17 protein-coding genes and 1 tRNA gene are annotated in these 14556 nt (G+C 62.1%); 6 read left to right on the top strand and 12 right to left on the bottom strand.

Features of this window, described 5'->3' with window-relative positions; genetic code table 11:
* Window positions 1–170: 170 nt before the first annotated feature.
* Window positions 171–701, top strand: coding sequence for a TIGR02281 family clan AA aspartic protease (locus LQK83_RS14005; protein WP_230838018.1), 531 nt, complete (start codon window positions 171–173; stop codon window positions 699–701).
* On the opposite strand, the gene deoA is transcribed toward LQK83_RS14005, so the two are convergent.
* The 7 genes from deoA to LQK83_RS13970 are packed head-to-tail and all read right to left on the bottom strand — an operon-like array spanning window position 691 to window position 7616.
* Entirely contained in the window at window positions 691–2004 is a 1314-nt protein-coding gene (deoA, locus tag LQK83_RS14000) for a thymidine phosphorylase (RefSeq protein ID WP_230838017.1), read from the bottom strand. The genes LQK83_RS14005 and deoA overlap by 11 nt on opposite strands.
* Before the next feature lie 12 nt (window positions 2005–2016).
* Window positions 2017–2790 carry a deoxyribose-phosphate aldolase gene (gene deoC / locus LQK83_RS13995; RefSeq protein WP_230838016.1) on the bottom strand — a complete coding sequence of 258 codons (774 nt, stop codon included), beginning with the start codon at window positions 2788–2790 and terminating at the stop codon, window positions 2017–2019.
* A gap of 1 nt (window position 2791) precedes the next feature.
* Window positions 2792–3592, bottom strand: coding sequence for a purine-nucleoside phosphorylase (locus LQK83_RS13990; RefSeq protein ID WP_230838015.1), 801 nt, complete (start codon window positions 3590–3592; stop codon window positions 2792–2794).
* Window positions 3589–3981 (bottom strand): cytidine deaminase, encoded by a 393-nt coding sequence (locus LQK83_RS13985; RefSeq protein WP_109855817.1) that lies wholly within the window; start codon window positions 3979–3981, stop codon window positions 3589–3591. The genes LQK83_RS13990 and LQK83_RS13985 overlap by 4 nt, the downstream gene beginning before the upstream one ends.
* 1 nt (window position 3982) lies before the next feature.
* Window positions 3983–4951 carry an ABC transporter permease gene (locus tag LQK83_RS13980; RefSeq protein WP_230838014.1) on the bottom strand — a complete coding sequence of 323 codons (969 nt, stop codon included), beginning with the start codon at window positions 4949–4951 and terminating at the stop codon, window positions 3983–3985.
* A gap of 5 nt (window positions 4952–4956) precedes the next feature.
* Entirely contained in the window at window positions 4957–6084 is a 1128-nt protein-coding gene (locus tag LQK83_RS13975) for an ABC transporter permease (protein ID WP_230838013.1), read from the bottom strand.
* Window positions 6081–7616, bottom strand: a complete 1536-nt coding sequence (locus LQK83_RS13970; RefSeq protein ID WP_230838012.1) for an ABC transporter ATP-binding protein — start codon at window positions 7614–7616, stop codon at window positions 6081–6083. Before LQK83_RS13970 ends, LQK83_RS13975 begins: the two co-directional genes overlap by 4 nt.
* A gap of 114 nt (window positions 7617–7730) precedes the next feature.
* Between LQK83_RS13970 and LQK83_RS13965 the strand changes: the two genes are divergently transcribed.
* A complete protein-coding gene (locus LQK83_RS13965; protein WP_230838011.1) occupies window positions 7731–7940 on the top strand; it encodes a SlyX family protein in 210 nt (69 codons plus the stop codon).
* 145 nt (window positions 7941–8085) lie between these two features.
* Here the strand turns inward: LQK83_RS13965 and LQK83_RS13960 are convergent, their stop codons facing one another.
* The 3 genes from LQK83_RS13960 to LQK83_RS13950 all read right to left on the bottom strand — a co-directional run bounded on the left by LQK83_RS13960 (window position 8086) and on the right by LQK83_RS13950 (window position 10365).
* A complete protein-coding gene (locus tag LQK83_RS13960; RefSeq protein ID WP_230838010.1) occupies window positions 8086–9078 on the bottom strand; it encodes a BMP family lipoprotein in 993 nt (330 codons plus the stop codon).
* A 221-nt stretch (window positions 9079–9299) separates the two neighbouring features.
* Window positions 9300–9950: a peptide-methionine (S)-S-oxide reductase MsrA gene (gene msrA, locus LQK83_RS13955; RefSeq protein ID WP_230838009.1), complete on the bottom strand. Its 651-nt coding sequence runs from the start codon at window positions 9948–9950 to the stop codon at window positions 9300–9302.
* A gap of 97 nt (window positions 9951–10047) precedes the next feature.
* On the bottom strand, window positions 10048–10365 hold the full coding sequence (locus LQK83_RS13950; protein WP_442966768.1) for a hypothetical protein: 318 nt from the start codon (window positions 10363–10365) through the stop codon (window positions 10048–10050).
* A 370-nt stretch (window positions 10366–10735) separates the two neighbouring features.
* Here LQK83_RS13950 and LQK83_RS13945 point away from each other — a divergent pair.
* A tRNA-Ser gene (locus tag LQK83_RS13945) sits at window positions 10736–10825 on the top strand.
* 19 nt (window positions 10826–10844) lie between these two features.
* Here the strand turns inward: LQK83_RS13945 and LQK83_RS13940 are convergent.
* On the bottom strand, window positions 10845–11177 hold the full coding sequence (locus tag LQK83_RS13940) for a four-helix bundle copper-binding protein (RefSeq protein ID WP_230838007.1): 333 nt from the start codon (window positions 11175–11177) through the stop codon (window positions 10845–10847).
* 31 nt (window positions 11178–11208) lie between these two features.
* A complete protein-coding gene (locus LQK83_RS13935; RefSeq protein WP_230838006.1) occupies window positions 11209–11481 on the bottom strand; it encodes a hypothetical protein in 273 nt (90 codons plus the stop codon).
* 224 nt (window positions 11482–11705) lie between these two features.
* On the opposite strand from LQK83_RS13935, the gene LQK83_RS13930 reads away from it, so the two are divergent.
* The 3 genes from LQK83_RS13930 to LQK83_RS13920 all read left to right on the top strand — a co-directional run bounded on the left by LQK83_RS13930 (window position 11706) and on the right by LQK83_RS13920 (window position 14550).
* The gene (locus LQK83_RS13930; protein ID WP_230838005.1) at window positions 11706–11846 is read left to right on the top strand and encodes a hypothetical protein; all 141 of its coding nucleotides are present in this window, start codon (window positions 11706–11708) and stop codon (window positions 11844–11846) included.
* A gap of 2 nt (window positions 11847–11848) precedes the next feature.
* Window positions 11849–14182 carry a glucose/quinate/shikimate family membrane-bound PQQ-dependent dehydrogenase gene (locus tag LQK83_RS13925; protein ID WP_230838004.1) on the top strand — a complete coding sequence of 778 codons (2334 nt, stop codon included), beginning with the start codon at window positions 11849–11851 and terminating at the stop codon, window positions 14180–14182.
* 92 nt (window positions 14183–14274) lie between these two features.
* Window positions 14275–14550 (top strand): hypothetical protein, encoded by a 276-nt coding sequence (locus tag LQK83_RS13920; RefSeq protein ID WP_230838003.1) that lies wholly within the window; start codon window positions 14275–14277, stop codon window positions 14548–14550.
* The last annotated feature ends 6 nt before the right edge of the window (window positions 14551–14556 follow it).

The raw sequence follows: 14556 nt of genomic DNA, 5'->3' as shown, positions 1-14556 counted from the left end.
AGCCGAGATTTCGCCGCATTTCACCCGGCATTAACCAGCCAATTCAAAATGGCCCGCCTGTACCTCGTACCGGCGGGCGATTTTTTGAAATTCATAACTTCTGTCGGGAATAGTGGTCCCATTGCGAAGGCGGACAAGGAAGCTGCCGCGCAAAACAGGGATTAGAAACAATGAACCGCTTTCTGTTCGTAGCAGCGGCGGCAGCGATGACTGCCGTCTATTTCGGCCACGCTCACCCGAGCCTGGAAGGCACGGTCGCCAGCGCCCAGGCGCCCGGCGTGGATATGCAGACTACCACCGCGGCCACAAGCCCGGTCTCGGTCGCCGCCCCCGGCGAGGAGGCCATCAAGGCCGGGGCCGGCGGGCATTTCAACGCCAGCTTCCGGGTCAACGGTCGCGATGTGGAAGGCCTTGTCGATACCGGCGCTACCTTCGTCGCCATCAACGAGCAGACCGCCAAGCGCATCGGCATCAGCACATCCAGCCTCGACTACCGCTACGCCGTCACCACCGCCAATGGCACGACGCAGGCCGCCCATGTCACGCTCGACCGCCTCGAAGTCGGGTCGGTCCGTGTCCGAAATGTCGATGCCTTCGTGCTGAAGGACAAGTCGCTTTCCGGCATGCTGGTGGGCATGAGCTTCATGAGCAAGCTGAAGTCCTACAAGGTGCAGGACGGCGTGCTCTATCTCAAGAACTGATCCTTTCGACGATAGCCGGGCGCGACGTCTGTCCGCCTTCGGCAATCGTGTAGCTTGCCAACAGCTCGGCCCGCGCCCGTGCGGCGGAGGCTTCGTCGCGCGCATGAATGCGGGCGATGACATCGCCCTTTTCCACCCGTGTGCCGAGCGGCAGGAAATCCGTGACGCCGACGGAATGGTCGACCGTGTCGCTTGGAACGATACGCCCGCCACCAAGCCCGATCACGGCCATGCCGATCTCACGCGCCCGGCAAGATGTCAGCATGCCGGCCTGCGGCGCTTCCACTACCAGCTCGACTGCCGCCTTTGGCATATGCGCCCACGGACGTTCGACAAAATCCGCCGGACCACCGAGGCTTGCAATCATTCGGCCAAAGGTTTCCAGCGCCCTGCCCGAGCTGATCGCCTCTTGCGCCTTTGCCAACCCCTCGACCGCGTTTGATACCACACCGGCTGAGAGCAACATCTCGGCCGCCAGGGCCAGGGTCACCGTCTCGCTGCGGCTGCCGCGTTTCAGGCCTTTCAGGAACTCCACCGCATGGATCACTTCCACTGCATTGCCGGCGCAATCGGCCAGCGGCTCGTTCATGTCGGTGATCAGCGCGGATGTCTTGACGCCGGCGCCATTGGCCACCTCGACCAGCGAGCGGGCGAGTGCGCGCGCTTCCTCCATGTCGCTCATGAAGGCGCCGCTGCCGACCTTGACGTCAAGGACGAGCGTTTCGAGCCCGGCGGCGAGCTTCTTGGAGAGGATCGATGCGGTGATGAGCGGCACGCTGTCCACCGTCGCCGTCACGTCGCGGATCGCGTAGAGCCGCTTGTCGGCAGGCGCGAGATCGCCGGTCTGGCCGATGATGGCGCAGCCCACCTCCCGCACGGTTTTGCGAAACACGGCCTCGCCCGACATGATGTTGTAGCCGGCGATCGACTCCAGCTTGTCGAGCGTACCGCCGGTGTGGCCGAGGCCCCGCCCTGAAATCATCGGCACGGCAAGCCCCAGCGATGCGACGATGGGGGCGAGCATCAGCGAGACATTGTCGCCGACGCCGCCGGTTGAATGCTTGTCGGCTATGGGGCGGCCGATGTCGGACCAGTCGAGCACATCACCGCTGTCGCGCATGGCGAGCGTCAACGCAACGGTCTCGTCGCGGCGCATACCCTTGAACCAGACGGCCATGGCAAAAGCCGCGACCTGACCTTCGGAGATTTCACCCTTCGTGAAGCCCTCGACGAAGCGCGCGATCTCCTCAGCCGTCAGCGTCTCGCCATTGCGCTTGGCCAGGATGGTCTCCTGTGGCAGCACCGGGGCCAAGCCTTAATAGGCAGCGGTGTTGGGCTTGGCGGGCGTGTCCCCCAGCGTGGCGAGAATATCGCCGAGCAGGCCGGATGCGCCGAAGCGGAATGTCTGTGGCGTTGCCCAGCCGGCACCCATGATTTCGTCGGCCATGCCGAGATAGATCGCGGCATCGGCCACGGTCCGTACGCCGCCCGCCGGCTTGAAGCCCGCCTTTTTGCCGGAGGCCTTGATCTCCTCGAGCATGATGCGCGCGGCCTCCGGCGTTGCGTTGACGCGGACCTTGCCGGTCGAGGTCTTGACGAAATCGGCGCCTTCCTTCAGCGCGATGGCCGATGCCTCGCGGATCAGGGCTTCGTCTTCCAGATTGCCGGTCTCGAGGATGGTCTTGAGCTTCACCGGCGCCTTGCAGCGCTCGCGGATCGCCGCGATCATCAGACGAGCCGAGGCCTTCTGACCGATCATGAATTCCTTGTAGGGGATGACGAGGTCGATCTCGTCGGCGCCATCGGCAATCGCCTGCTCGGTCTCGGTAATGACTGTTTCCAGCGGCAGTTCACCGGAGGGGAAGTTGACGACGGTGGCGATCTTGATCGGACTGCCGGCGCCTAAAATGCCGCGCGCCTGCGCCACGAAGCGCGGCCAGATGCAGATCGCGGCCGTGTTGCCGAACTTGGTCTGCGCATCGGCGCAGAGCTTTTCGATCGCCGCCGGCGTACAGTCGTCGTTGAGGTTCGTCAGATCGAGGCAGGCAAGCGCCTTGGCGGCGACGGCTTTGAGGTCGGTTGATGTCATGTCAGTATTCTCCACCCGCAATCATGTCCTTCAGGATCGTGGCCAGCCGGGCGCCGCCGACGGGGGCCATATCCTTGGTTTCATGATGCGACAGTTCATTGCCGGTCATGCCGGCGGCGTAATTGGTGATGACGGAGGCGGCCGCGACCTTCATTCCGAGGAAGCGGGCGAGGATAACTTCCGGCACGGTCGACATGCCGACCGCATCCGCGCCCATCACGCGCGCCATGCGGATTTCCGCCGGGGTCTCGAAGCTCGGGCCCGAAAACCACATGTAGACGCCGTTCTTCAGCGGAACGCCGGTCTTCATCGCCGCACGCTCCATGTCGGCGGCCATGTCGGTGTCGTAAGCGTTGGTCAGCCCGACGAAGCGGGCATCGGTCTCCTCGCCGATCAGCGGGTTGCGGCCGGTGAAATTGATGTGGTCGGAAATGCGCATCACCGAGCCCGGCGGCATGTCTTCGCGCAGAGAGCCGGCGGAATTCGTCAGGATGAGATGCGTAACGCCGATGCCGTGCAGCACTTCGAGCGGCCGGCGCATGGCGGCGGCATCGCCCTTTTCATAGTAATGAACACGGCCGGACAGCATGATCACCGGCACACCATTGAGCCTGCCGGCAACCAGTTCCCCGGCATGGCCGGAAACGGCGCTGACCGGGAAGGCGTCTAGTTCGGAATAAGGAATACGCGTCACGACATCGACGGCCTCCACGAGGCTTCCGAGACCTGAGCCGAGCACGATGCCATGGCGCGGCAAGAGGCCGTCGAGCTTCGAGATCAGAAGGTCGATCGTCGCCTTCATCCGATCACCTCGGTTTCGAAACTGTGCGGCAGCAGCTCGTTCATGGTCATCGTTTTCTTCACGCCGGTCTCGTCGCAGAGATAGATGCGCGTGTTGACGCTGGCGAATTCCTTGATGCGCTGACGGCAACCGCCACAGGGCGGGCAAAGCGCCAGCTTCTCGGCGATCACGGCAATCTCGACAATTTGTTTCGCCCCGCCCATGACCATGTGGCTGATGGCAGTGGTTTCGGCACACCAGCCTTCCGGGAAGGCGAGGTTTTCGATATTGGCGCCGGCATAGATTTTCCCGTCTTCGGCGCGGATGGCGGCGCCGACCGGGAATTTCGAATAGGGCGCATGGCAGAGCGCCATCGCCTTCTTCGCGGCTTCGTAGAGGTCTGCCGACATCTTATCGTTCCTTCACATAGGGCACACCCGACGCCTTGGGCGGCGAGGCCTTGCCGATGAAGCCCGCGAGCAGGATCACCGTCAGGATATAAGGCAGCGCCTGGATGGCCTGATCCGGAATGCTGCTCATGATCGGAAGTTCCACATTCTGGCTGTAAATCGACAGGGCGTCGAGGAAGCCGAATAGGAGGCAGGTGAGCAGAATGTTCTTCGGCTTCCAGTTGGCGAAGACGAGGGCGGCTAGCGCGATGAAGCCGCGCCCGGCCGACATGTTCTTCACGAAGCCATTGGCGAGCGCCATCGAGAGATAGGCCCCGGCGAGACCGCACAGCATCCCGCCGCAGATAACGGCGAGATAGCGCATGCGCACGACCGAAATTCCGGCTGTGTCCACCGCCCCCGGGTTTTCGCCCACGGCGCGCAGCCGCAGGCCAAAGCGCGTGCGGTAAAGCACCCACCAGGTGATCGGCACCATGGCGAAGGCGAAATAGGTCAAGATATAATGGCCGGAGATCAGGCCCGAATAGATGGGCCCGAGAACCGGGACATCGCGCACGGCATCGGCCCCTGGCAGCTTATAGGTCAGAAGCCGTGCATCGGCAGAGAGCGCCGGCGTACGCCCGCCTTGCTGGAACCAGGCCTGCCCGAGAATGACGGTCGCGCCGGCGGCAATAAAGTTGATCGCCGTGCCCGAAACGATCTGGTCGCCGCGCTGGCTGATCGAGGCATAGCCGTGCACCAGCGAGAGGGCGACCGAGACCAGCATGGCGGCCCCGACACCGGTAATGGCCGAGCCAGTCACGGCAGCCGTGGCGGCGCCGGCAAAGGCGGCGGCCAGCATCTTGCCCTCCAGGCCGATATCGACCACGCCGGAGCGCTCGGCATAAAGGCCGGCCAGCGCGGTCAGGATCAGCGGTACTGAGACGCGGATGGTGGACTGAAGGAGAACGACGATCGTGTTGGTATCCATAGGTCTCAGGCCCCTGCTGCCGCTTCGCTGCGCGATTTGCCAAGCCGCGCAAAGAAGGCGGTGATGGCGGGACGGAACATATGCTCAAGCGCGCCGGCAAACAGGATGACGAGACCCTGGATGACGACGATCATGTCGCGGGTGATTTCCGGCATATCGAAGGAGAGCTCCGCGCCGCCCTGATAGAGCATGCCGAAGAGGATGGCGGCGAGCACGATACCCACCGGATGCGAGCGGCCCATCAGCGCCACCGCAATTCCAACAAAGCCCGCGCCACCGACGAAATCCTGCTGGATGCGATACTGGTCGCCCATGATCGGGTTCAGCGCCATGAGGCCCGCCAGCGCACCGGAGATCAACATGGCGATGACGACGACGCGCTTGCTCTTCATCCCGGCAAAGCGCGCGGCATGCGGCTGGAAGCCCATGGTGCGCATCTCATAGCCCAGCCGTGTGCGCCAGATCAGAACCCACACCACGAAGGCCGCGGCCAGCGCGACGAGGAAGGAGAAGTTGAACGGCGCGCCGCCGATATCGAGCCCGAAGATCGACAGAAGCCAATCGAGCTTCGGCAATTGGCCGCCGGGCTCGAAGGTGCGCGACTGCGCCGCCATCTGGCCGAGCGGCTTGAAGACGTTGAGCAGCATGTAGAGCATCAGGTTCGATGCGATATAGTTGAACATGATCGTGGTGATCACGATATGGCTGCCGCGATAGGCCTGCAGCCAGGCCGGAATCAGCGCCCAGAGCGCCCCAAACGCCATGGAACCGAGGCTGGCCAGCACGAAGACGAGATACCATGGCATGGTGTGGTCGAAGGTCAGACAGGCCGCCGCTACGCCGATGCCGCCGACATAGGCCTGACCTTCCGCCCCGATATTGAACAGGCCGGCATGAAAGGCCACCGCCACGGCAAGACCGGTGAAGATGAAATAGGTGGCGTAATAGAGCGTGAAGCCGATGCCCTCGCCGGAGCCGAAGGCGCCGGTGATCATGATGCGCGCAGCTTCCAGCGGGTTCTCGCCGACGAAGACCACGACGATACCGGCCACCAGGAAGGCGACCGCCAGATTGACCAGCGGAATGAGGGCATATTCCACCCAGCCCGGCAATTTTGCGAAAGGGGTGCTCATTCGGCGGCCTCCAGCTTATTTTCCACGCCGGCCATCAACAGGCCGAGTTCGCCTTCGGAGGCATCCGGGTTGCGCTCGCCGGCGATGCGGCCGGCAAACATGACGATGATACGGTCGGAGAGCGAACGGATTTCATCCAGCTCGACAGACACAAGCAGGATCGCCTTGCCCTGGTCGCGCATCTCGATGATGCGCTTGTGAATGAATTCGATGGCACCCACATCGACGCCGCGCGTCGGCTGGCCGATGATCAGCACATCGGGGTTGCGCTCCATTTCGCGCGCCAGCACGATCTTCTGCTGGTTGCCACCGGAGAAATTGGCGGTCTTGAGCCGCGGGTTCGGCGGGCGGATATCATATTGCTCGATCTTCTCCATCGCGTCCTTGCGCATGGCGTCGACATCGAGAAGGAAGGATTGGCCGAAGGTCTTGTCACGGTGATAGCCGAGCATGGCATTCTCGGCCTCCTCGAACTTCAGGACGAGGCCGGTGTGATGGCGGTCTTCCGGCACATGGGCAAGACCGCGTTTGCGCATGTCGGCCGGATCACCCGGACCTGTCACGTCCACCGGCTGGCCGCTCAGCGTGACCGTGCCGCTGGTGGCGGAACGCATGCCGCCAATCGCTTCCAGAAGCTCGGACTGTCCGTTGCCGGCCACGCCCGCGATGCCGACGATCTCGCCGGCGCGGACGTCGAAGGAGACGTTATCGACCATGGTGACGCCGCGGCTGTCGCGCACCGTGAGATTGCGGACAGAGAGCTTGACGTCGCCGGGCTTTGCCTCTCCCTTTTCGACGCGCAGCAGAACATGGCGGCCGACCATGAGTTCGGCCAGTTCCTCGACGCTTGTTTCCGATGTCTTGCGCGTGGCGACCATTTCGCCGCGGCGCATAACGGACACCTCATCGGTGATCGCCATGATTTCGCGCAGCTTGTGGGTGATGAGGATCACCGTCTTTCCCTGCTCCTTGAGCTGGGCGAGGATGCGGAAAAGGTGGTCGGCTTCCGCCGGCGTCAGCACGCCGGTCGGCTCATCGAGAATGAGGATATCGGCCTTGCGATAGATGGCTTTGAGGATTTCGACACGCTGCTGTACGCCAACCGGAAGCTCCTCGATGATCGCATCGGGATCGACTTCCATCTCGTACTGCTCTTCGAGACGCTTCAGCTCGGCGCGCGCCTTGGTGATCCCCTTGGTCAGGATCGCACTTTCTTCCGCCCCCAGCATGATGTTTTCCAGCACGGAGAAATTCTCGACGAGCATGAAATGCTGGTGGACCATGCCGATGCCGGCAGCGATCGCAGCCTTGGAATCCTTGATGTTGGCCCTCTGGCCGGAAATGAAAATCTCGCCGCTATCGGCTTGATAGAAGCCGTAGAGGATGGACATCAGCGTCGACTTGCCGGCGCCGTTTTCGCCGATAATGCCGTGGATGGTACCCCTGGCGACCTTGAGATTGATGTTCTTGTTGGCATGAACCGCGCCGAAACGCTTGTCGATGCCCTTGAGTTCTATCGCGAAATCGCTCATGTCAAACCGTTTTCAGTAGATGACCGGCCGCAACGGCATTGCTGTCAACGTTGACTGGCAAATTGCCGCTTGTAAAGCCCGGCTCAAAACCCGGACACTCTGGAGGACAACAATATGAGCCAGACAGAAGAACGCATCGCCCGTTTGGAAGAACATGCGGCACATCAGGCAAGAACGATCGAGGATCTGTCGGGGGAAGTTGCCCGCCAGTGGAAGATCATCGATGTGATGCAGGTGAAGCTCGACCGCCTGACCGAGCGCTTCCTGGCACTGGAAGAGGCATCCGTGGAAGCCCATCCGGTCAGCCGCCCGCCCCATTTCTGAAACGCGACCTCGCCGAACGATCGGCCGCCATTGCTTGGCCAATGCCGGGCATCACGCCCGATTTTCCCTGCCGTCTTGCTTTTCTTATCCGGCAAAAAAGGCCGCTCCCGGATGAACCGGGAGCGGCCTTGATGTCATCAACCGATCAATAGGGGCACTTTTCGTCCGACATATAGTCGTGGACCTGCACCTTGCCGGACACGATATCTTCGCGGGCCTTGTCGACAGCCTTCTGCATTTCCGGCGTGACGAGCTTCTTGTTGTTGTCGTCCATGGCGACATCAACGCCCTTTTCCTTCAGGCCAAGGACTTCTACACCCGGCTTGAACTCGCCCTTCTTGCCATCCATGAAGGCGTTGTAGACGGCAACGTCCACGCGCTTCATCATCGAGGTCAGGACCTTGCCCGGCTGCAGGCCGTTCTGGTTGCTGTCCACGCCGATGCCGAGCTTGCCGGCATCTGCTGCTGCCTGGAGAACGCCAACACCCGTGCCGCCGGCAGCGTGATAGACAACGTCCGCGCCCTGCGAGATCTGAGACTTGGTGATTTCGCCGCCCTTGACCGGGTCGTTCCATGCGGACGGATCGGAGCCCGTATAGGCCTGAAGGACCTTGTCATCCGGCTTGACCGACTTCACGCCGCCGACATAGCCGCAGGCGAAACGGTGGATGAGCGGGATGTCCATGCCGCCGACAAAGCCGACAGTGCCGGACTTGGCAGCCATGGCCGCCATGACGCCGGCGAGATAAGAGCCTTCCTGTTCCTTGAACACGATGGACTCGACGTTCGGAGCCTTGACGACGGTATCGATGACGACGAAATGCGTCTTCGGGAATTCTGCCGCGACCTTGGTGATGGCTTCCGTCCAGCTGAAGCCAGCGGTCACGATCGGGTTGTCGCCATCCTTGGCGAACTTGCGAAGCGCCTGCTCGCGCTGGGCGTCGTTGGAAATTTCGAATTCGCGGAACTTGATTCCGGTTTCCTTGGTGAACTTCTCAGCGCCATGGAAGGCAGCTTCGTTGAACGACTTGTCGAACTTGCCGCCAAGGTCGTAGATGATGGCCGGCTTGGCGTCTGCCGCCAGAACCGGGGCAGCCATGGCAGCCGTGGCCAGAAGACTGAGAACGAATTTTTTCATTTTTGAAAGCCCTGTTTTCTAATGTTTTCGGGTCTTTCCGCTGGGCCCGCATTGAAAGGCCGCGGAACGCCGGCCTCCCCTCTAGAAGGACCAAGCTCGCGGCATCCTTGCATGCCGAAAAAGAAAATTCATCAAAAATTTCTCAACCGGTCAAAAAAGATTGGGTATGGTTGCGGCACTGCGATACCGTAACCATACCCGTTGATAAAATGCGCAAAGGTTCAATCAATTGCGCAGGTTACGCCGGTTCCGCGCAGGCCGCAGTAGCCGCCGGGATTCTTCGCCAGATATTGCTGGTGATAGTCCTCGGCAAAGTAAAGCTCGCCGGCGGGCGCGATCTCGGTCGTGATCTCGGCGCGGACACCATTTTCCTTCAGCGCCGTCTGGAAGGCGTCGCGGGCGGCAAAGGCCGCCTTCAGGTCGGCATCGTCATAGGTATAGATGGTCGAGCGATAGGTCGTGCCGACATCGTTGCCCTGGCGCATGCCCTGCGTCGGATCATGCGCCTCGAAGAAGGACTTCAGCAGCGCATTGAGGCTCACGATCTTCGGGTCGTAGACGACCAGTACGACTTCGGCATGGCCCGTGAGGCCCGTCACCGTTTCCTGGTAGGTCGGGTTGGGCGTGAAGCCGCCGGCATAACCGGCTGCGGTCACCCAGACGCCCGGGATCTTCCAGAAATGGCGCTCGGCGCCCCAGAAGCAGCCCATGCCGAGCAGAATGCGCTTCATGCCGTCGGGATAGGGACCGGCAAGCGGTCGGCCGTTGACGAAATGCGTCTCGGATGTGGGGATCGGCTCCGGCCGGCCGGGCAGAGCACGGGCGGGATCGGGCATGACGGTCTTCTTGTTCATCAGATCGGTCAGGAACATTTTCATCTCCTTTACGCGAGAAATCGGGTTATGCCCTTCCGTAAGGGCCACAATGATCAGGGGCATGCTGGAGGCGGGGAAGAACCTTCCCGACGTCTCAGGCCGAAAAACGGCCGGCCGGCTTTTTCCGCTTGTAGCCAAGGATCCAGAAAATCAGGGCGAGACCCAGAAACAGGGCGAAGGCCGGCTGGCTGAATAGACGCAGAACCAGATCCTGCAGTTCCACCCCATCCGGCAGACCGCCGACATAGGCCTCGGCCCTGGCAAGGGCCTTTGGCGCCACGAATTCCATCACGGTCAGTCCCGGCGTCATCACCGGTGTATCGGCCGCGAAAGACTGGATCGTATCGGCCGTTCCCGCCACGACGGCGGCGGCGAGAAAGAACACGCTGAACAGACGCAACAGGAAGCGCATGACCTTCGATCTCATCCACAATGTGAGTTGACTGTTCCACCCGACCGGCGCGCCGATATCCGGTTTCATCTCCTCCCGGATTCGCGCTCAAGTCGGCATAGCTTATCGGCTTAGCCCTTAAATAGAAAGTGGGCGCTTCCACGACAATGGCGGCCTGATCACGTCTTCGTCATCCGCTTTGTCATGCGCGCGTCACACGTCCCCACTTTTTCGGAAGAAAGCAGTTGATCCTTTCGATTCTATCGGTATATATCCGCCCGGCCTGCCGATGACACCCGCTTCACGGATGTCGACGGCGCACAGACCAAGGGAATTACCGCCAGGCAATCTCCCCGCAACCGCCGGCTTTCAGTCCGGCGGATCAAGGCAAGGACAGGTGGCCGAGTGGTTTAAGGCGCACGCCTGGAACGCGTGTGTACGTGAAAGCGTACCGAGGGTTCGAATCCCTCTCTGTCCGCCACCCTCTCCCTAAATCGATTTCAGCCCGCCATCGCCCTGCAGCTTTTGGCGCAGTTGCGGCAGGCTTCGGCGCAGGCGTCCATGTCGCCGATGCGTTCGCAATCGGCAGCGCATTGTTCGCAGATTTCCGCGCATTCGCGGCAGGTATGCCGATGATGCTCGGTGCCGATCAACATGAAATGGGCAGACGTCCTGCACATTTCGGCACAGGCCATCATCAGACGAAAATGCGCGGGCTCCGTATGCTTGCCGCCGGCTTCGAGGCAGTGATGCATCGCCGCGTGCAGACATTCGCTATAGCAGCGCAGGCAGGCCTCTACACAGGCGCGCATGCTTGGATTCATATCGTTCATTGGATGTCCCCTTTCACGAGGGCAGAACCCGTCATTGCGAATTGACGCTCGGCAGGTGGTCTTCGACCTGCTTGCGCTTATCTTCCGGCAGAGAGGCGATCTGCTCCTGCCAGAAGGCTTCCGCTTCCGGATTGTCGGGTTCCCATTTGCGGGTGTCGGTGATGTTGTCGTCCATGACCGCCCGGCGGCGACCACCGAGCTGCAGATAGGTCATGGCAAGCTCGTGACTTTGCGTTTCCAGATCGCTCTTCACGGCGCGTTCGGCATCTTCGCGATCCTTCGTGGGCACATGGTCGTTGCTCATCGTATTCACCTGTCTTTTCGGCGGGCCGGGATGTGGCGCCTTGGAGTTTGTCTAACAGAGGGCATGGCCTGGTGTTCCCGAGCGCAGCCGGAGAAGTGGCAGGAGACGTTGAGCCAAGCGCGCCGGGACCCGGTGGGTCCTGCGCCGCATATTGCGCGATCCGGGTGGGCAGGAACTTTTGGCGAGATACGGTGTTTCGGAGGCAACCAACCCGGGAGCCCCACATGAACAACCGTCTTCTATGGGTGGCGATCGTCATCATCCTGGTCATCGCGGCCATCATCTATTTCACAAACAGCGGCACGACGGACCAGTCGCCAAAGGACCGCCCGTCTCCCCACTCAATCAACCAGGGGAACGGCTGACCATGCTCGTTACGATCACCTCCTTTATCTTCGCCCTCATCGGCCTCGTTCTCGGTGGCGGCGGCATCTGGCTTCTCCTTCTGGGCGGGAGCTGGTTTTACGCCTTTGCCGGCCTCATGTTCCTCCTGACCGCGTTCTTCCTGTGGAGACGCCGCATCGTGGCGCTCTGGCTTTATGCGCTTCTTGTGCTGGTCGCGCTGGTCTGGGCGCTTCTGGAGGTCGGTTTTGATTGGTGGGCGCTGATGCCGCGCGGCGGCATCATTATTCTGCTGGGGCTCTGGCTCGCCATGCCGTGGATCGTCGGGCCGCTGCGACAGCAAACTGACGACGGTCGCCGGGGGCTGCAGGCCGCTCCGCTGCTGGTCAGTCTGGTGATCGCCATCGTCGTGGCCGTCGTTTCCATGTTCAATGCGCCGCATGATCTCACAGGCGTCCTGCTGACAGACGTCGTCGCGCAGAACCCCAACCTCGGCGACACATCGAAGCCGGGCGACTGGCCCGATTACGGGCGCACCGTCTTCGGTCAGCGTTATTCGCCACTCGACCAGATCAATGTCAGCAATGTGAGCAATCTGAAGGAAGCGTGGCGTTTCCAGACCGGCGACATCAGGGGACCGGACGATGTCGGCGAAACAACCTATGAAGTCACGCCTCTGAAGATCGACAACACGCTTTATCTGTGCACACCGCACAACCACGCCATCGCGCTGGATGCCACGACCGGCAAGGAAAAGTGGAACTTCGACCCCAAGGCAGGCCTGAACAGCGACCGTCAGCACCAGACCTGCCGCGGCGTCACCTATTACCGCGATGCCGCCGCAGCGGCCGACGCGCCTTGCGCGCAGCGGATCTACCTGCCCACATCGGATGCACGGCTGATTGCGCTGGATGCGGCAAACGGCCAGATCTGCCGCAGTTTCGCCGACAATGGGGAGCTGCACCTCGAACAGGGCATGAAGTATCACCCGGCCGGCTATTACTATTCCACCTCGCCACCCATCATCGTCGACAACAAGATCATCATCGGCGGCGCAGTCAATGACAACTATTCCACCACCGAGCAGTCCGGTGTCATCCGTGCCTTCGACGTCCGTACCGGGGCACTGATCTGGAACTGGGATTCGGGCAATCCGGGAGAGACGGCCCCGCTGCCGCCGGGCCAGACCTATACGACCAACTCGCCCAACAGCTGGTCGGTGTTCAGCGCCGACCCGGCTCTTGGTCTCGTCTACATCCCGCTTGGCAACAAGGTGCCGGATCAGCTGGGGATGGGACGCAGCGAAAGCGTGGAGAAGTACTCCTCCTCCATCGTCGCGCTCGATATCAAGACCGGCGCCGTGCGCTGGGTGCGGCAGACCGTGCACCACGATCTGTGGGACATGGACGTGCCCGCCCAACCGGCCCTGATCGACCTCACCGGGAAAGATGGGGCAACCGTCCCGGCACTGGTGGCGCCCACCAAGCAGGGCGACATCTATGTGCTCGACCGCCGCACGGGCGAACCCATCCTGCCCGTCCGGGAAGTTCCGGCTCCCGGCGGCGCCATCCCGGAAGACAAGGCGGCCCCCACGCAGCCCATGTCCGCCCTCTCCTTCAACCCGCAGCCGCTTCGGGAGCGGGACATGTGGGGCATGACGCTGTTCGACCAGCTCGCCTGCCGGATCGAGTTCCATCAGTACCGTTACGAAGGCCGCTATACGCCGCCCTCGCTCACCGGGACGATCGTCTATCCGGGCAATTTCGGCACATTCAACTGGGGCAGTATCGCGGTGGATCCCGAGCGGCAGGTCATGTTCGGCATGCCGACCTATCTGGCCTTCATCTCGAAGCTCGTGCCCCGCGCGGAGGTTCCGCCGAAGGGACAGGTCAAGGGTAGCGAACAGGGTCTGAACCGCAACGAAGGCGCGCCCTATGCGGTGATCCTCAAGCCTTTCCTCGGGCCTCTGCAGGTGCCGTGCCAGGCCCCGCCATGGGGTTATGTGGCAGGTGCGGATCTGAGGAGCGGGCAAATCGCGTACAAGCACAAGAACGGCACGGTCTACGACATGACGCCGCTGCCGCTGCCTTTCAAGCTCGGCGTGCCGGGCATCGGCGGGCCGATCATCACGCGGGGCGGCGTCGCCTTCCTTGCCGCGGCCGTGGACGACTATTTCCGCGCCTACGATCTGACGAGTGGACGGCAACTCTGGGAAGCCCGCCTGCCGGCTGGCGGGCAGGCCACACCCATGACCTATACCGGCACCGACAACAAGCAGTATGTTCTGCTGGTCGCGGGCGGTCACGGGTCGATCGGAACCAAGGCGGGTGACTATATCATCGCCTACCGCCTGCCTTGATCGCAGCCGATCCAGGTCTTGACGCGCTTTGCTCCTCCCGGCGATCTCTGACACGGATCGCCGGGGACGTCGTCACAGAAGGCACAAGCGGCATGAAGCCGTTGCCGGCAACGGGCGACGCCCTCAACGTCATCGAGCAGCATATCGTGGCGATCAACGGTTACCTGGACGCCATCGCGACATCCGCCCGGGAACAGTCTGCCGGTCTTGCCGAGATCAACACGGCCGTCAACCGGATGCACCAGACGACGCAGCGGAACGCCGCCACGGTGAAAGAGGTATCCGTCTCCAGCCCGGCAAGCGTCAGGGTCGTGCGGGTTGCCGGAGGCGGCTGCGCTGCCGCCGCGCAGAGCTGGGAAGAATTCTGAGCCGGC

Source organism: Rhizobium sp. C1, from assembly GCF_021026335.1.
GTDB lineage: Bacteria > Pseudomonadota > Alphaproteobacteria > Rhizobiales > Rhizobiaceae > Ensifer_A.
This window is presented reverse-complemented; position numbering and strand designations above follow the sequence as displayed.